Genomic DNA, 16,609 nt, shown 5'->3' with positions numbered 1-16,609 from the left:
AAAAATCCCTCACCGAATCTCTTTTTTCTCAAAAAACCGCACGCCCGCCCACAGGAACAGGGCGGTGAACAGCGCCGACAAGCCAAGTTGTCGCCAGGGCGCGGTGATCTGCGCGCCGTGCATCAGCAGGGCCTGCCCGGTGGGCAGGAATTCCAGTGCGAGGGTGCAGAGCATCCTCGCCGGTCCGGCGAGATACATCGGGTTGGGCGCGGGGTCCACCTCCCGGAACGCGCCGTCGGCATACATCACCCCGCCGGTCAGTTCCGGCTCGCTGAGCCGGTCGTAGAGGGCGCCGGCGGCCAGTACCAGAACCAGCCAGAGCGCCAGGGAAAACACCACCGTCACCGCCTTGTTGCCAAAGAACAGGTTGACCAGGGCGAACAGGGCCGTGAAGGCGGCGGTGAAGCCGGCAGCCACCAGCAGATACATCCAGAACTCGCCCGCGCCCATGGAAAAGGGCCCGATCCACAAAAGGCCCGGCAGGCTGCCCAGCACCCAGGCGCACACAAAGGCAAGGCAGGCGCCCAGGCAGGTGAGATAGTTTGCCAGATAGACCCCGGCGCGGCTGTGCCCTACGATCAGTTTGTTGCGCACCGCGCCGTCGGCGAACTCCGCGCTCAGAAACAGGCAGAGGAAGGCGGCGAACAGCGCTCCCAGCAGGGTGGACGGCCCGAAGAAGCAATCGTCCAGTGTGCGCACAAAGCCGGACTGGACCATCTGCCGCACCGAGAGGGAACTGCTCCAGATGGACAGCACGGAGCCGAGAAACACGCCTCCCAGCGCCAGCCAGAAGCCCCGGCCTGTGCGCAGACGCATCCAGTTTGCCCAAAGCAGCTTACTCATGGCGCTCACCTCCCACCAGGTTCAAAAAGTAACTCTCCAGGCTTTCGTCCTGTTCCTGCACCTTCTCAAGTTCACAGCCCGCCTCGTGCAGGGCCAGGGCGAGCCGGGTGATGTTCGGGCTGCCAAAGACGTCGGCCTGTGTGCTGCTGAGGATCTTGTACTCCATGCCCTCCCGCTCCAGGAGCAGGGCAAGGGCCTGCACATCCGACACCGTTACCCGCAGGCGTTTGCGCCCGGCGCGCTCAAACGCAGCCGCGCTGATCTCCCGCACCATGCGGCCGCCGTCGATGAACCCGTAGAAGGTGGCCAGACGGGCCAGTTCGTCCAGAATGTGACTGGAGATCAGTACCGTGATCTGGTGCTCCCGGTTCAGCTTGAGGATCAGTTCCCGCACGTCGATGATGCCCTGGGGATCCAGGCCGTTGGTGGGCTCGTCCAGCACCAGCAGGTCGGGCGAACCGCACAGCGCCAGGGCAATGCCCAGGCGCTGCCGCATCCCCAGAGAAAAGTGCCGCACCTTTTTCCGGCCGGTGCCCTCCAGGCCCGTCAACCGCAGCAGGGCGGGGATGTTTTCATCGTCCGGCAGGCCCAGCACCCGGTTCTGCAGCGCGAGGTTCTGCCGCGCGGTCATTCCGGGGTAGAGGGCGGGCGTCTCCACCAGCGCGCCCATCCGTCTGCGGGCGCGGGCGAAACCGGGTTCGCCCCAGCCGGCCCCGTACAGGGAGAAACTGCCGGCGGTGGGCTGCTGCAGGCCGCAGAGAATGCGGATGAGGGTGGTCTTTCCCGCGCCGTTTTTGCCCACCAGCCCGTAGATGGAGCCCTTGGGAACGCGCAGGGAAAGGCCGTCCAGCGCTTTCGCGTGCCGGTATTCCTTGCAAAGGCCGTTTGCCTGTAAGATATAGTCCATATACAGGATACCTCCTTTTGTTGATGGCTCCATCTTACAGCGCGGCCGTCAAGAGAGCGGTAAAGAAAAGGGTAAAGATTTCGTCAAGGTTCCGCGTCCAGCCGAAAGCCGATGCCCCATACCGCCTGGATGGACGCCCGGCCGCCCGCCTGCCGCAGTTTCTTGCGCAGGTTGCTGATGTGCTGCTTGAGGGAGGCGTCGGTGCAGTCCGGCGTATCCTGACCGATGCTGTCCAGAATGGACGTCCTGGACACCGCCCGGCCGGGGCTGCCCAGCAGCAGCTTCAGGATGGCGAACTCCGTCCGGGTGAGGTGGACGGGCCGTCCCTCCACCGTCACCTCGCGGGAGACGGTGTCCAGCCGGACGCCGCCGGCCTCCAGCGCCGGCCCGGCGGGCAGAGCGGTGCGCCGCAGCTGTACCTGGATGCGGGCCAGCAGTTCCCGCAGTTCAAAGGGCTTGGTGATGTAGTCCGCCGCGCCGCTCTGCAGAAGGCCCACCTTGTCGTCCACGCCGGCCTTGGCGCTCACCACGATCACCGGGACGCCCTGCATCCGGGGCAAAAGTTCCTCGCCCGAAAGGCCGGGCAGCATCAGATCCAGCAGGATCAGATCGGGCCTGCTTTGGGCCAGCAGATACACCGCCTCGGTGCCGGAATAGGCCCGCTGCACCCGGTATCCCTCTTTTTGCAGCACTTCCTGCAGCAGATCGCCTATGGGCTGATCGTCCTCGATGATGGCAATGGTCTTCATGGCGGCGCTCCTTTTTGGCAGATGGATTTGTTCACCCGATCATCATACCACAAAAGGCAACCGGCTGACCATCGGTCAGCCGGTCCGGAACAATTTTACAGTTTTCCGCGTGTCAAAACGGCCCCGACGCCCGCGCCCACAAGAACGATGGGGGCCAGCCGGATGAACAGCCATTCAAAGGCGTGAAACACCGTGCCGGCAACAGCGGTCTCGGGGTCGCCGAAGTCCCAGCCGAGATAGGGGCTGTTCAGGGCGAACAAAACGGCCAAAACGGCCACAACGGCCCCGCAGACCAGAACAAACAGCCAGTGAAGCAGCTGGCGCGCGGCGGCCTTTCTCTGCGCCAGCTGCAGATTGATGACCTCCAGCTTCTCGCAAATCGTTTTCAGGTCGCCTGGCTTCGAGGGGGCGAGCGTTTCTCCCAGCAAGGTGCTCACAGGGGTTTCCAGCGCCTGCGACAGGGCGATCAGCAGGTCGGAATCCGGGACGGACAGCCCCTGTTCCCATTTGGAAACGGTCTGCCGTACCACGTTCAGCTTGACGGCGAGTTCCTCCTGGGACAGCCCTTTTGCCTTTCGGATGGTTTTGATATTTTCACTTAACATTCGGGGTGGCCTCCTTTTGTTTGTTGCCATCATTGTACAAGACGCCTCCCCGTTGCCGCAAGCAACGGGGAGTAACACGCAAAGGCGCGGCGGCCAGCGGCACTTTTTTGCCGGAACGCAGCCGCATGTCCGACCGGCATTTCACTGTTCAAAAAAGACCCTGGAGGCCGTGGCCTCCAGGGTCTGCTGCGCAGTTTTCTCCGTATGGTCGGGGAAACAGCGGTTCGTTCATTCGAATTCCACCGTTGCGGGGGGCTTGCCGGTGCAGTCGTAGAGCACCCGGTTCACATGGGGCACCTCGTTTACGATGCGGCTTGTGGCCTTGGCCAGTACCTCCCAGGGCAGGGCGGCGGCCTCGGCGGTCATGAAGTCGGCGGTGTTCACCGCCCGCAGGGCGATGGCGTAGTCATAGGTGCGCTCGTCGCCCATCACGCCCACGCTGCGCATGTTGGTCAGCGCCGCGAAGTACTGGCCCAGCGTCTTGTGGGCCCCGGCGGCCTCCACCTCCTCGCGGTAGATGGCGTCCGCCTCCTGCACGATCTTCACCTTTTCCGGCGTCACCGCGCCGATGATGCGGATGGCCAGCCCCGGGCCGGGGAAGGGCTGCCGGGCCACCAGATACTCCGGGATGCCCAGCTCCCGCCCGGCCTGGCGCACCTCGTCCTTGAACAGGTCCCGCAGGGGCTCCACGATCTCCTTGAAATCCACATGGTCGGGCAGACCGCCCACATTGTGATGGCTCTTGATGACGGCGCTCTCGCCGCCGAGGCCGCTCTCCACCACGTCGGGGTAGATGGTGCCCTGCACCAGGAAGTCCACCGTGCCGATCTTTTTGGCCTCTTCCTCAAACACGCGGATGAACTCCTCGCCGATGATCTTGCGCTTTTTCTCCGGTTCTTCCACGCCCTCCAGCTTGTCGTAGAACCGCTGCTGGGCGTTCACCCGGATGAAGTTCAGGTCGTAGGGACCTTCGGGGCCGAACACCGCCGCCACCTGGTCGCCCTCGTCCTTGCGCAGCAGGCCGTGGTCCACAAAGACGCAGGTGAGCTGTTTGCCCACCGCCTTGGCCAGCAGCACCGCCGCCACCGACGAGTCCACCCCGCCGGACAGCGCGCACAGCACCTTACCGCCGCCGATCTTGGCCCGCAGGGCGGCCACTGTGTCCTCCACGAAGGAATCCATCTTCCAGTCGCTGCCGCAGCCGCAGACCTTGTGCACAAAGTTCGAGAGCATCAGCGTGCCCTGCTGGGTGTGCAGCACCTCCGGGTGGAACTGCACCAGGTACAGCCCCCGGCTCACGTCCTCGGCGGCGGCCACCGGGCAGTTGGCGGTGTGGGCCGAGACGACAAAGCCCGGCGCGGGGGCCTCGATGTAGTCGTTGTGGCTCATCCAGCAGATGGTGCGGGTGCTCACTCCCTCAAACAGCTTGGAGCCGGTGCTCACCATCACCTCGGTCTTGCCGTACTCCCGTTCCGGCGCGCGGCTCACCTTGCCGCCCAGCACATGAGTCATCAGCTGGGCGCCGTAGCAGATGCCCAGCACCGGGATGCCCATCTCAAACAGTTCCTTGCCGATGGTGGGGGAGTCCGGCAGGTAGACGCTGTTGGGCCCGCCGGTGAGGATGATGCCCGCGGGCTTTTTCTCGCGGATGGCCTCAAGGGCCTTTTTGTAGGATACGATCTCGGAATACACGCAGCTTTCGCGCACGCGGCGGGCGATCAGCTGGTTGTACTGACCGCCGAAGTCCACCACTAAGATGGTCTGCGCCATGGATTGCCCCTCCTTTGATTGTGAATCTGGGTAAAGAAATTCAGCTTATTATAGCACAGTCCGACAAGGGTGAAAAGCGCTGCGCCGCATTTTTTTGCCGGCGGGGCAAAAAAATCCCCGGCCGCAGGGCCGGGGCAGGGGAAAGATGGCTCACTTTTCCCGGTAAACGCTCACGCTGGGGAAGGCGAACTGGCAGCCGGCCTGCTCCATCAGGCCCATCAGGTCAAGATCGACCTGTTCCTGAATGGCCAGAAAATCCGCCAGCGCGCCGGTCTTGGCGTAGTACTGCACCAGGATGTTCAGGCTGGAGTCGCCAAAGCCGGTGAACCGCACCCGCACGCTGTCCGGCCAAATATCCTCCCGGGCGGCGAGCATGGCCCGGATGGATTCCATCAGTGCCTCCAGCTGGGCGCGGGTGGCGTCGTAGGTCACCCCCAGGGTGAACTTCGCCAGCCGCTTGTGGATGCGGCTGTAATTGGTGAGGGCGTCGTTGATGAGGATGCTGTTGGGCACGATCAGCTGGGCGTTGTCGATGGTGCGGATGCGGGTGGAGCGGAAAGCGATGTCCTCCACCTCGCCCTCGCCGGCGCTGGTGCTGATCCAGTCGCCGATGGAAAAGGGCTTTTCAAAGATCACCATCACGCCGCCCAAAAAGTTGGTGGCGTAGTCCTTGGCGGCAAGGCTCAGGGTCAGGCTCACGATGCCCAGGCTGGTGATGAGGCTGGCCACCGGCGCGCCCAGTTCCTCCAGCACCATCAGTACCGCGAACACCAGCACCACGCCCTTCAGCAGCCGGTTGATGAAACTGGTCACGGTCTGATCCAGTTCCAGGGCCAGCCCGCCCTGCACCCGCTGCACCATCAGCGGGCCGATGTCGCTGGAACCCACCAGGCCCCAGGCCAGCAGGGAGATCAGGTCGATGTTCAGCAGCTTGCCCAGCCAGGGGCGCAGCCAGGCGCTGTACGCGGGCGGCAGGGGCAGTGCCAGCAGGGCGAAGTAGAGGCCCACCGACCACACCAGCACCGGCAGGGGCTTGGAAAACCCGCGCACAAAGATGAACAGGACTTTTTTGGTGCGCCGTTCGGCCTTGCTCACCAGCCAGGGCGCGACTTTGTAGCGCACCAGCCGGCTGACAAGGTAGCAGGCGATGAAAAGCGCGGCGCAGACAGCCAGCTGCACCAGCGCGCCGGGATTCTCGGCATAATAGGTCGTAAATACACCCAGCATACTCAACATCCTTTTCGGTTGGAATGGAGGAAAATCGAGCATATTATACCACGCTCCCCGGGGATTTGGCAAAGCCGGCGGGCGCCCATCCGCGCCTCATACAAAAAAATATGCGTTCAGCACAGAAAATTTGCCTTGCCCTCTTGCAAAACGACGAAGCCGCGCTATAATGAGGGTAGAAAGTCTGTTTCAGGGCGGGGTGCGATTCCCCACCGGCGGTACAGCCCGCGACCACCCGCAAGGGTGCTGACCCGGTGAGATTCCGGGGCCGACGGTATAGTCCGGATGAGAGAAACGGAAGCTGCCCCGTATCTGCTTGCGTTCGCCCTGCTGGCCGTGTGCCGGCGGGGCGTTTTGTTTTGCGGCAAGGGGCAGGCTCTCCCGGTTCAAACTGTTGCCGGCTTTCGAAAAAAATTTTTTGAAAAGGCCGGCATTGCCGGCCGGGAGGGAACTGTTATGGAAACCAAGGCAAACGTTCGTCCGATCCGCCTGCGGGCCCTGGTGGTCACCGCCATGCTCAGCGCCGTGGGCTGCGTGCTCATGATGTTCGACTTTCCGCTGCCCATGCTCATCCCCAGCTTTGTGAAGATGGACGTCTCCGAACTGCCGGCGCTGCTGGCCGCCTTCAGCCTGGGGCCGGTCTCCGGCGTGGTGGTGTGCCTGATAAAGAATATCCTGGCCGCCATCTTCCACGGCTCCACCCTGGGCATCGGCGAGGTGTGCAACTTTTTGATGGGCGCTGTGTTCACCGGGGTGGCCGGCTTTATCTATAAATACAACAAGACCCGCAAAATGGCGGTCATTGCCGCCCTGGTCGGCGCTGTGGCCATGGCCGTGGCCAGCGTGCCCATCAACTTCTTCTTCAGCTACCCGGTCTACGCGGCGGCCTTTGGCGGTATGGACGCCATCATCGCCGCCTACCAGGCCATCAACCCCAACGTGGGCAGCCTGCTGGGCTGCCTGATCATCTTCAACATGCCCTTCACCCTGGCCAAGGGCCTGCTGGACGCGCTGCTGTGCTTTTTGGTCTACAAGCCCCTCAGCCCCATCCTGCACGGCCGCCGCTGAAAACGGCTTGACAGCCTTCGCCGGGTGTGATACACTTGGCCTTGCAAATTGAATAGCAACTTATCAAGAGCGGCGGAGGGAACAGGCCCTGTGAAGCCCGGCAACCTGCAAGTGTGTAAGGTGCCAAATCCTGCGGGAAACCGAAAGATAAGCGTCTTCAGCGCTCAAGCGGCTTTCGGCCCCTTGGGCGTTTTTGTTTCCGACGGGTTGCTTTCCAATGAAGCAAAAAACAAAAAAGGAGTGCAATCCCAATGGCAAAACGTTTCTTCACCTCTGAATCCGTCACCGAGGGCCATCCCGACAAGATCTGCGACCAGATCAGCGACGCGGTGCTGGACGCCATCCTCGCCGAGGACCCCGGCGCCCGGGTGGCCTGCGAGACCACCTGCTCCACCGGCCTTGTGCATGTGATGGGGGAGATCACCACCAGCTGCTATGTGGACATCCAGTCCATCGCCCGGCAGGTGATCCGGGACATCGGCTACACCCGCGCCAAATACGGCTTTGACGCCGATACCTGTGCCGTGCTCACCAACATCGACGAACAGAGCCCGGACATCGCCCTTGGCACCAACGACACCGTGGGCGGCGCGGGGGACCAGGGCATGATGTTCGGCTTCGCCTGCGACGAGACGCCGGAGCTCATGCCCCTGCCCATCAGCCTGGCGCACAAGCTGGCCCGGCGGCTGGCCGAGGTGCGCAAGAGCGGCCTTTTGCCCTACCTGCGGCCGGACGGCAAGAGCCAGGTCACGGTGGAGTACGACGGCGACACCCCCGTGCGGGTGGACGCGGTGGTCATCTCCAGCCAGCACAGCCCCGATGTGGAGATGGACACCCTGCGCAAGGACGTGATGGAACAGGTGATCGCCCCTGTCATCCCCGCCGGCCTGCTGGACGAGGATACCAAGTATTTCATCAACCCCACCGGGCGCTTTGTGGTGGGCGGCCCCCAGGGCGATTCCGGCCTCACCGGCCGCAAGATCATCGTGGACACCTACGGCGGCTACGCCCGCCACGGCGGCGGCGCCTTCAGCGGCAAGGACCCCAGCAAGGTGGACCGCAGCGCCGCCTACGCCGCCCGCTGGGTGGCCAAAAATGTTGTGGCGGCCGGCCTTGCCCGCCGCTGTGAGGTGGAACTGGCCTACGCCATCGGCGTGGCCGAGCCGGTGAGTATTCTGGTGGACACTCAGGGCACCGGCATGGTGAGCGACGACGCGCTGGTGGAGGCGGTGAAGAAGGTGTTCGACCTGCGCCCGGCGGCCATCATCAAAACGCTGGACCTGCGCCGGCCCATCTACCGCCAGACCGCCGCCTACGGCCATATGGGCCGGGAGGACCTGGACCTGCCCTGGGAGAAGTGCGACCGGGTGGAGGCCCTCAAGGCCGCGCTGGCCTGAACCGGAACGAAAAGCAGCCCGGAGCCGCTCGGCTCCGGGCTGCTTTTTTGCCGCGGACAAAACAAAAGGCCGGTCTTCGGAAAGACCGGCCGGTTTTGCTGCTTTATCAGATCGCGCGGGTGACCTTGCCCGAGCGCAGGCAACGGGTGCAGGCGTAGATGTACTTGGGAGAACCGTCTACGATAGCCTTAACACGCTTCACGTTGGGCTTCCAGGTCCGGTTGGAACGACGATGGGAATGGGACACCTGGATACCGAAGGAAACGCCCTTGCCACAACAATCACACTTTGCCATTTGCTGCACCTCCTCGTATTTAAGTTGCCAGAATATAATACCAGACCCGGCGGCAAAATGCAAGCATTTTTTAAAAATATCTGGCCAAAGAATCGGAAAATACGCGTTTCGCCTTGTGCCGCGCCGCCAAACAAAGTATAATAAATCCAAATGCGCCGCGTTTTCCTGCCTGATGGGCCGCGCGGCGGACCAGAATGGAAAGGCGGACTTGTGTTATGGGCCTGATCGACAAACGAACGCTGCTGGTGTGGCTGCTGCGGGCGCTGGTGATGCTGGTGGCCATCCCGGTGCACGAGGCGGCCCATGCCCTTGTCAGCGCGAAGCTGGGGGACACCACCGCCAAGGACATGGGGCGGCTCACCCTCAACCCTCTGGCCCACTTCGACCCGCTGGGCGCTTTGTGCATGATCTTCACCGGCATCGGCTGGGCAAAGCCGGTGCCCACCTATGCCTCCCGGTTCAAAAACCCCAAGGCGGGCATGGCCCTCACGGCGGCGGCGGGCCCGCTGGCCAATCTGGTGGTGGCCTTTGTGGCGGTGCTGCTCTATAAAATATTGTATTACACCCTGCCCGCCGGCGCGGCGGTCAACTTTGTGCTGCTGTTTCTGGAGTACATGGCCAGCATCAACACCATGCTGGCGGTGTTCAACCTGCTGCCCGTGCCCCCCTTCGACGGCAGCCGCATCGTCACGGTGTTTTTGCCCCAGCGCACCTATTTCAGGCTGATGCAATACGAGCGCTATATCTTCATCGCCGTGTTTTTGCTGCTGTTTCTGGGCTTTCTGGACGGGCCGCTCTACCTGCTCAACAACTTTGTGTGGGATGGGCTGATGTGGGCTACCTCCTTCGTGGACAGGGCGGTGTTCGCCCTGGCGGGCGTGAGCGTGTGACGGTTCGGAGAGAGGAGCGCAATGGAGAGTCTTACCTTTAAGCTGGAGGAGTTCGAGGGCCCGCTGGACCTTCTGCTCTATCTGGTGGGCAAAAACAAGATGGATCTGCACGAGATCGCCATTCTCGATCTGATCGATCAGTACACCGCCGTGATCAACACCCTCACCGAGCACCGCCTGGACGTGGCCAGCGAGTTCATCGAGATGGCGGCGCGGCTGGTGCAGATGAAGAGTTACCTGCTGCTGCCCCGCAGCGAGGAGGCCGAGCGCCTCAAACAGGAACTCACCGGCCAGCTGATCGAATACAGCGCCTGCAAGGAGATCGCCGGCCGGATGGGCGCCATGGCCGCCGCCACCTTCACGGCGGTGCGAAACCCCATGGAGGTGGAGCAGGACAACACCTATACCCTGCGCCACGACGCCTCGCTGCTGCAGCAGGCATGGTTCGGCCTGATGGGCCGCAGCCGCCGCCGCGCCGCCCCCAGCGCCGAGCGCTTCGAGCCGCTGGTGGCCGCCCCCTTCGTGTCGGTGGCCAGCCGGGTGGTGCATGTGCTGCGGGGCCTGGTCACCGGAAAGGTGAGCCGGCTGCGCAGCCTGTTCTCGCCCGGGGGCAGCCGCAGCGAGACGGTGGCCACCTTCCTGGCCGTGCTGGAATTGGTGCGCGCCGGGCGCATCACCATTGCCGACGACGAGACCCTCGCCGTGCGGCGGGGCAAAACCACCCACCGGGAGGAATGACGGATGGAACTGAAAGAATGCATGGGCGCGGTGGAGGCGATGCTCTTCGCCCACGCCGAGCCGGTGAGCGCCGGGCGGCTGGCGCAGGCGCTGGACATGGACGAGGACACGGTGGAGCGGGTGCTGTGGGCGCTGCAGGACGAGTATGACCGTCCGGCCCGGGGCCTGCGGCTGCTCCATCTGGAGGACAAATGGCAGCTGGCCACCAAGAACGAATGGGCCGGGCCGGTGAAAAAAATTCTGGACACCCGCCGCAACACTCCCCTGAGCCAGGCGGCGCTGGAAGTGCTGGCCATCATCGCCTACAACCAGCCGGTCTCTCGCGGGTTCGTGGAGCAGGTGCGCGGGGTGGACTCCTCCTCCACCGTGGCAAAGCTGCTGGAAAAGGGCCTCATCGAGGAGGCGGGCCGGCTGGACCTGCCGGGCCACCCCGTCAGCTTTGCCACCACCGACACATTTCTGCGCACCTTCGGGCTGGAGAGCCTGGCCCAGCTGCCGCCGCTGCACGACGACGAGCTGCCGCTGGAACAGCTGGCCGCCACCGGCGAACTGCCCGAGGATACCCAGCCGCCCCGGGAGGGGGCCGACGGTTAAATGGCCGCCCTGTGGCTGATCGTCCGCATCCTTTTGTGGGTGCTGGCGATCCTGCTGGGGCTGGTGGTGCTGGCGCTCTTTGTGCCCGTCACCGCCGAACTGCAGGCGGACGAAAAGGGCTTCGCCGCCTGGCTGCGGGTGCTCTTTGTGCGGGTGAGGCTCTACCCCCGCCCGCCGAAAAAGGAGAACAAACCCCGGCGCGAAAAGCGGAAAAAGGCAAAGAGCGCCCCGGCGCAAAAGGCGGAGCCGCCGGCCCCGGAAAAAGCGCAGGGGCAGCCCCCCGAAAACGGCCCGCAGCCTGCCAGCGCGGCGCCGGATAAAGGAGAGGTCGGCGCCAAAGGGGAAAGCGCCGCCGGCGCCCCGGCACGGAAAAAGTCCGCACCGGAACGGCCGAAGCGGACTGCCGGCGGGTCCGGCGCGTCCCTGGCCGACCGGCTGCCGAAGGATATGGACCGGATCGCGGCGCTGGTGTCCACGGCGGGCGGCGCGGTGCGCCGGCTGTTGGCCGGGCTCACCGTCCACGGCATCAAAGCCTTCCTGCCGGTGCACCGGGACGACGCGGCCGGCACCGCCCTGGCGGTGGGCGGCGTCTGGGCCGCCGTAGGGGCAAGCCTGGGCGTTTTGCAGAACTTCCTCCGCATCCGTCCCGGTGAGATCACCGTGCAGCCGGATTACACCGGCGAAGAACAGAGAAAAGCAAGTTTCTCTTGTAAAATCACCGGGTATTTGTTTATAATGGTATTAGTGGGAATTTGGGCGTTCCGGCGCCTGAAGGAACAGAAGATCCTGTGACGGAAACGAGACAGGGGCCCCGCCCCGGAAGGAGATCCACATGGCAGAACGGCAGCTGGAAGGCTTGATGAGCGTTACCCTGGAAAAGATCAAGGAGATGACCGGCTCCAATACCATCATCGGCGAGCCCATCCGGGTGGACGGCGCCACCATCCTGCCGGTGTCCAAGGTCACCTTCGGATTTGCCGGCGGCGGCTCCGACTTTGGCGCAAAGACCACCAAGGAACTGTTCGGCGGCGGCACCGGCGCCGGCGTGTCGGTCACGCCGGTGGCCTTTCTCATCGTCAAGGACGGCAACGTGCGCACCGTGCAGCTGGCGGATCCCTCCAGCACGGTGGACCGGGCGCTGAACATGCTGCCCGAACTGGTGGACAAACTCAGCGGGATGCTGGGCAAAAAGGAGAGCGCCGAGCCTGCCGGCCCGGCCGAACCGCAGGAATAATACAAAGCCGGGGGGTGGCTGGAACAGGGGATGCGCCGCGGGGCGCGGCGCGGTTCCGGCTGCTCCCTTTGCACATCGCAACCGACAGGAAAGGGAAGCACGACAAATGGCATTGGAACGCATACAGAAAGTCATGGCCGAACAGGGGCTGTGCAGCCGGCGCGCCGCCGAACAGATCATCCTGGAAGGGCGGGTCAAGGTCAACGGGCATCCGGCGCGCCTGGGCGACAAGATGGACGTGAACCGCGACAGCCTGATGATCGACGGCGAGCGCATCCGGCTGGTGAAAAAGCAGGAATACCATTACCTGATGCTCCACAAGCCCCGGGGCTTCGTCACTACCACCAGTGACGAGCGGGGCCGCAAGACGGTGATGGATCTGCTGGCGGACTACCCGGTGCGGGTGTTCCCAGTGGGCCGGCTGGACAAGGACAGCGAGGGCCTCTTGCTGCTCACCAACGACGGTGATTTCGCCAACCTGATGATGCATCCCTCCCACGGGGTGAGCAAACTCTACCGGGTCACGGTGCACCCCCGGGCGGACGAGAGCCAGGTGGTCGCCCTGAGCGAGGGCGTCACGCTGGAGGACGGCACCGTCACCCAGCCCGCCGTGGTGAACGTGGTGGTGGACGAGCCCGGCCGCACCGTGCTGGAGATGACCATCAAGGAGGGCAAGAACCGCCAGATCCGCCGCATGTGCGAGGCGGTGGGCCTGGAGGTGGCGCGGCTGCGCCGCAGCGCCATGGGCGCGGTGAAGCTGGGGATGCTCCAGCCGGGGCAGTACCGGGAACTGACCAAGAGCGAGGTGGCCGCCCTGCGGGCCGCCGCCCAGAAGGGCAAGGCCCGGGCCCGCACCCAGGCCAGCCAGGAGGCCGCCGCCCGGCGGCAGGCCCGCGCGGCGGGCAAGGCGCCGGCCCGGAGAGCCTCTCCCCGCCGGCAGCGCCCGGAGCGGGGCGAATGAGTTTGTCCCATCTGCCAATTTTGTTGTACTATGCAGGTGAGTGGGAAAAAGATGTTGTTATCCTTTTATCAAAGCAGTATAATAAAGACAATTTGGAAAGAAAAAACGAAGGCGGTACACGCTTTTTCGTGGCAATGAAACAGGAGGGTTAACTATGGCGAAAGAAAAGCTGGGCACGGGCGAGATTTTGTCAACGTTCTTTGACGATGGCGTTTACACCCCGCTGCTGGCATCCGGCGCGGTGGAGGCGGCCCACGGCTGTGCCGGCGGCCAGCCGGTGTACGCGGTGTGCCAGAACGGCGGCGCGCTCACCGTGAAGGATGTGGAAAAGCAGATCAAGGTCCTGGAGATGGCGGCCCTCACCGGCAACCCGGTGGTCACCTTCTACGATTCGGTGGGCGCGAAGCTGGAAGAGGGCCTGGATGTGCTGACCGCAGCTTCCCGGCTGAATGCCGCCATCGCGAAGGTGTCCGGCGTGGTGCCCCAGGTGGCTGTGGTGGTGGGCGTTTGCGGCGCCAGCGCCGCCCTGGCCGCCGCCAGCGCCGATGTGTGCATCATGGCCGAGGGGGCCGAGCTGTTCTTCACCGCCCCCTTCACCAGCGCCGCCCACGGCGATAAACTGGCCGGCGCGGGCAGCGCCGAATTCGCCGCCAAGGCGGGCGTGGCTGCTCTCACCGCCAAGACGGCCGCCGAGGCCGTGGCTCTGGCCGCCCGCATCGTCACCCTGCTGCCCGGCAACAACCTGGCGGGCCCCTCGGTGTTCGAGTTCGAGGCCCCGGCGGAACTGCCGGACCTGGTCAAATACGACGCCGCCCAGATCGTGAAGTCCCTGGTGGACGAGGGCAGTGCCATCGAGTTGTTCAGCGCCTTCGGCGGCAACGTCTACACCGCCCTGGCCACCGTGGGCGGCAACGCCGTGGGCGTGGTGGCCACCCAGCCCGCGGAACTGTGCCGCGCCTGCGTGGACAAGGCCGCCCGCCTGGTGCGTCTGTGCGACGCCTTCAGCATCCCGGTGGTGACGGTGGTCAACAGCGAGGGCTTCGTGCCCAGCGCCAGCGAGGATCAGGCCGGCGGCCTCCGCGCCGCCGCCCGGCTGGCCGGTACATACGCCGACGCCACCACCGCCAGGGTGGCCCTGCTGATGGGCAAGGCGGTGGGTCCCGTCTACACCGCCCTGGCCAATGCGGACCTGCGGCTGGCCGTCACCGGCTGCACCGTCTCCGCGCTGGAGCCCCTGGCCGCCACCCGGGTGCTCTTCAAGGACAAGCTGGAGCAGACCGACAATCTGTCTGCGGCCACCTCCGCCACCGCCGTGCAGTATGCGGCGCAGCACTGCAGCGCCGCGGCCGCCGTGGCCGCCGGCGCCGCCGATCTGCAGGTGGATGCCGCCGGCGCCCGCGCCGCGCTGGTGAACGCGCTGGACATCCTGGCCAGCAAGCGCGCCCAGCGGCTGCCCAAGAAGCACGGCAACATGGCTCTTTGATAAAAACGATAGGTCATATCGATTGATTAGGAGGAACACGGACTATGAAACACTACACCATCACCGTCAACGGCACCCCGTACAATGTGACTGTTGAGGAGAGCGCCCCCGGCGCCGCGCCCGCCCCTGTGGCGGCCCCCGCCCCCAAGGCGGCTCCCGCTGCCGCCCCCGCCCCCAAGGCCGCCCCGGCCGCCGGCGCGGTGGCTGTGAACGCCCCCATGCCCGGCACCATTCTGGAGGTCAAGACCGCTCCCGGCACCGCGGTGAAGGCGGGCGACGTGCTGGTGATCCTGGAGGCCATGAAGATGGAAAACGAGATCGTGGCCCCGCAGGACGGCACCGTTGCTTCGGTGAACGTGAAGAAGGGCGACAGCGTGAACTCCGGCGACGTGCTGGCCACGCTGAACTGAGAAACGGGAGGTGTTCGAGATGGCAAAACCCGTAAAGATTACTGAAGTGGTGCTGCGCGACGCCCACCAGTCGCTGCTTGCCACCCGCATGACCATGGACGAGATGCGGCCGATCCTGCCCGCCATGGATGAGGTGGGCTATTACTCGGTGGAGTGCTGGGGCGGCGCCACCTTCGACGCCTGCATCCGCTTTCTGGATGAGGACCCCTGGGAGCGGCTGCGCATCCTGCGCAAGGAGATGCCCCATTCCAAGCTGCAGATGCTCTTCCGCGGCCAGAACATGCTGGGCTACCGCCACTACGCCGACGACGCGGTGGAGTACTTCGTGCAGAAGTCGGTGGCCAACGGCATCGACATCCTGCGTATCTTCGACGCGCTGAACGATCCCCGCAACCTGGAGACCGCCATCAAGGCGGCCATCAAGGAGAAGGCCCATGTGCAGGGCTGCATCAGCTACACCCTGAGCCCGGTGCACAACAACGAGTATTTTGCCAACTACGCCAAGACCCTGGAGGAGATGGGCGCCCACAGCATCTGCATCAAGGATATGGCGGGCCTGCTGACCCCCTATGCCACCTACGAGCTGGTGAAGGCGCTGAAGGAGACCGTCTCCATCCCGGTGGACATCCACAGCCACTACACCTCCGGCCTTGCCTCCATGTCCATCCTGAAGGGCATCGAGGCCGGCGCGGACATCGTGGACACCGCCATGAGCCCGCTGGCGCTGGGCACCAGCCATATGCCCACCGAGAGCCTGGTGGCCGCCCTGAAGGGCACCGAGTATGACACCGGCCTCGACCTGAAGAAGCTGAACGTGGTGCGCGCCCACTTCGCAAAGCTGCGGGAAAAGTACATCGCCAACGGCCAGATCAGCCCCAAGGTGCTGGGCGTGGACGCCAACACCCTGCTGTACCAGGTGCCCGGCGGCATGCTCTCCAACCTGCTCAAGCAGCTGAAGGACGCCGGCAAGGAGGACCAGCTGGAGGCGGTGCTGGAGGAGATCCCCCGCGTGCGGGAGGACTCCGGCTATCCGCCGCTGGTCACCCCCACCAGCCAGATCGTGGGCACCCAGGCGGTGTTCAATGTCATCCTGGGCGAGCGCTACAAGATGGTCACCAAGGAGTTCAAGGGCCTGGTCCACGGCGACTACGGCCGCACCCCCGCGCCCATCAGCCCCGAGTTCACCAAGAAGATCCTGGGCGACGAACAGCCCATCACCTGCCGTCCGGCAGACCTGCTGGAGCCGGAGGTGGAAAAGATGAAGGCCGAGGCCGCCAAGTACGCCATCCAGGAGGAGGACGTGCTCACCTACGCCATGTTCCCCCAGGTGGCCCCCAAGTTCTTCGAAAAGCGTGCCGAGAAGGCCGCCGGCGTGGACGGCGACCATGTGGACTACGCCTCCAAGAGCCATCCGGTGTGATTTTTACCCTCTGCATCC

18 protein-coding genes and 2 riboswitches are annotated in these 16,609 nt (G+C 64.5%); of the genes, 11 read left to right on the top strand and 7 right to left on the bottom strand.

Annotated elements, in window-relative coordinates; translation table 11 throughout:
• Nucleotides 1–9 precede the first annotated feature (9 nt).
• From ACH2A7_RS00475 to ACH2A7_RS00450, 6 genes are all read right to left on the bottom strand, one after another.
• Complete coding sequence (locus ACH2A7_RS00475) at nt 10–843, bottom strand: ABC transporter permease subunit (RefSeq protein ID WP_394958973.1); 834 nt, start codon at nt 841–843, stop codon at nt 10–12.
• Complete coding sequence (locus ACH2A7_RS00470) at nt 836–1,750, bottom strand: ABC transporter ATP-binding protein (RefSeq protein WP_394958971.1); 915 nt, start codon at nt 1,748–1,750, stop codon at nt 836–838. The genes ACH2A7_RS00475 and ACH2A7_RS00470 overlap by 8 nt, the downstream gene beginning before the upstream one ends.
• A gap of 83 nt (nt 1,751–1,833) precedes the next feature.
• Nucleotides 1,834–2,499 carry a response regulator transcription factor gene (locus ACH2A7_RS00465; protein WP_394958969.1) on the bottom strand — a complete coding sequence of 222 codons (666 nt, stop codon included), beginning with the start codon at nt 2,497–2,499 and terminating at the stop codon, nt 1,834–1,836.
• A gap of 95 nt (nt 2,500–2,594) precedes the next feature.
• The gene (locus ACH2A7_RS00460) at nt 2,595–3,104 is read right to left on the bottom strand and encodes a helix-turn-helix domain-containing protein (protein WP_394958967.1); all 510 of its coding nucleotides are present in this window, start codon (nt 3,102–3,104) and stop codon (nt 2,595–2,597) included.
• A gap of 228 nt (nt 3,105–3,332) precedes the next feature.
• Complete coding sequence (gene guaA, locus ACH2A7_RS00455) at nt 3,333–4,874, bottom strand: glutamine-hydrolyzing GMP synthase (RefSeq protein ID WP_394958965.1); 1,542 nt, start codon at nt 4,872–4,874, stop codon at nt 3,333–3,335.
• A gap of 150 nt (nt 4,875–5,024) precedes the next feature.
• Nucleotides 5,025–6,101: a mechanosensitive ion channel family protein gene (locus ACH2A7_RS00450; protein ID WP_394958963.1), complete on the bottom strand. Its 1,077-nt coding sequence runs from the start codon at nt 6,099–6,101 to the stop codon at nt 5,025–5,027.
• Between the two features lie 181 nt (nt 6,102–6,282).
• A riboswitch (FMN riboswitch) is annotated at nt 6,283–6,402 on the top strand.
• 155 nt (nt 6,403–6,557) lie between these two features.
• On the opposite strand from ACH2A7_RS00450, the gene ACH2A7_RS00445 reads away from it, so the two are divergent.
• On the top strand, nt 6,558–7,169 hold the full coding sequence (locus ACH2A7_RS00445) for an ECF transporter S component (RefSeq protein ID WP_394958962.1): 612 nt from the start codon (nt 6,558–6,560) through the stop codon (nt 7,167–7,169).
• Nucleotides 7,170–7,226: 57 nt separating this feature from the next.
• Nucleotides 7,227–7,323, top strand: a riboswitch (SAM riboswitch).
• 97 nt (nt 7,324–7,420) lie between these two features.
• Nucleotides 7,421–8,566, top strand: a complete 1,146-nt coding sequence (metK, locus tag ACH2A7_RS00440; RefSeq protein ID WP_394958960.1) for a methionine adenosyltransferase — start codon at nt 7,421–7,423, stop codon at nt 8,564–8,566.
• A gap of 106 nt (nt 8,567–8,672) precedes the next feature.
• Here the strand turns inward: metK and rpmB are convergent, their stop codons facing one another.
• The gene (gene rpmB / locus ACH2A7_RS00435; RefSeq protein ID WP_177521756.1) at nt 8,673–8,861 is read right to left on the bottom strand and encodes a 50S ribosomal protein L28; all 189 of its coding nucleotides are present in this window, start codon (nt 8,859–8,861) and stop codon (nt 8,673–8,675) included.
• Between the two features lie 215 nt (nt 8,862–9,076).
• Here rpmB and ACH2A7_RS00430 point away from each other — a divergent pair, with 215 nt between their 5' ends.
• The 9 genes from ACH2A7_RS00430 (at nt 9,077) to ACH2A7_RS00390 (ending at nt 16,591) form a co-directional block, all read left to right on the top strand.
• The gene (locus ACH2A7_RS00430) at nt 9,077–9,751 is read left to right on the top strand and encodes a site-2 protease family protein (RefSeq protein WP_394958958.1); all 675 of its coding nucleotides are present in this window, start codon (nt 9,077–9,079) and stop codon (nt 9,749–9,751) included.
• 21 nt (nt 9,752–9,772) lie between these two features.
• Nucleotides 9,773–10,489, top strand: a complete 717-nt coding sequence (locus ACH2A7_RS00425; protein ID WP_394958956.1) for a segregation and condensation protein A — start codon at nt 9,773–9,775, stop codon at nt 10,487–10,489.
• A 3-nt stretch (nt 10,490–10,492) separates the two neighbouring features.
• Nucleotides 10,493–11,083, top strand: a complete 591-nt coding sequence (gene scpB / locus ACH2A7_RS00420; RefSeq protein WP_394958954.1) for an SMC-Scp complex subunit ScpB — start codon at nt 10,493–10,495, stop codon at nt 11,081–11,083.
• Nucleotides 11,084–11,875: a DUF2953 domain-containing protein gene (locus ACH2A7_RS00415; protein WP_394958953.1), complete on the top strand. Its 792-nt coding sequence runs from the start codon at nt 11,084–11,086 to the stop codon at nt 11,873–11,875.
• 40 nt (nt 11,876–11,915) lie between these two features.
• Entirely contained in the window at nt 11,916–12,317 is a 402-nt protein-coding gene (ytfJ, locus tag ACH2A7_RS00410; RefSeq protein ID WP_394958951.1) for a GerW family sporulation protein, read from the top strand.
• 106 nt (nt 12,318–12,423) lie between these two features.
• A complete protein-coding gene (locus ACH2A7_RS00405) occupies nt 12,424–13,278 on the top strand; it encodes a pseudouridine synthase (protein WP_394958949.1) in 855 nt (284 codons plus the stop codon).
• Between the two features lie 154 nt (nt 13,279–13,432).
• Complete coding sequence (locus ACH2A7_RS00400; protein WP_394958947.1) at nt 13,433–14,761, top strand: carboxyl transferase domain-containing protein; 1,329 nt, start codon at nt 13,433–13,435, stop codon at nt 14,759–14,761.
• Nucleotides 14,762–14,805: 44 nt separating this feature from the next.
• The gene (locus ACH2A7_RS00395) at nt 14,806–15,171 is read left to right on the top strand and encodes a biotin/lipoyl-containing protein (protein WP_394958945.1); all 366 of its coding nucleotides are present in this window, start codon (nt 14,806–14,808) and stop codon (nt 15,169–15,171) included.
• 19 nt (nt 15,172–15,190) lie between these two features.
• Nucleotides 15,191–16,591 carry an oxaloacetate decarboxylase subunit alpha gene (locus ACH2A7_RS00390; protein WP_394958943.1) on the top strand — a complete coding sequence of 467 codons (1,401 nt, stop codon included), beginning with the start codon at nt 15,191–15,193 and terminating at the stop codon, nt 16,589–16,591.
• Nucleotides 16,592–16,609 lie beyond the last annotated feature (18 nt).

Origin of the sequence: Candidatus Allofournierella merdavium (assembly GCF_944382735.1) — a bacterium.
Taxonomy (GTDB): domain Bacteria; phylum Bacillota; class Clostridia; order Oscillospirales; family Ruminococcaceae; genus Allofournierella_A; species Allofournierella_A merdavium.
The sequence above is the reverse complement of the archived record's forward strand: the minus strand, read 5'-3'. Positions and strand labels throughout refer to the sequence as shown.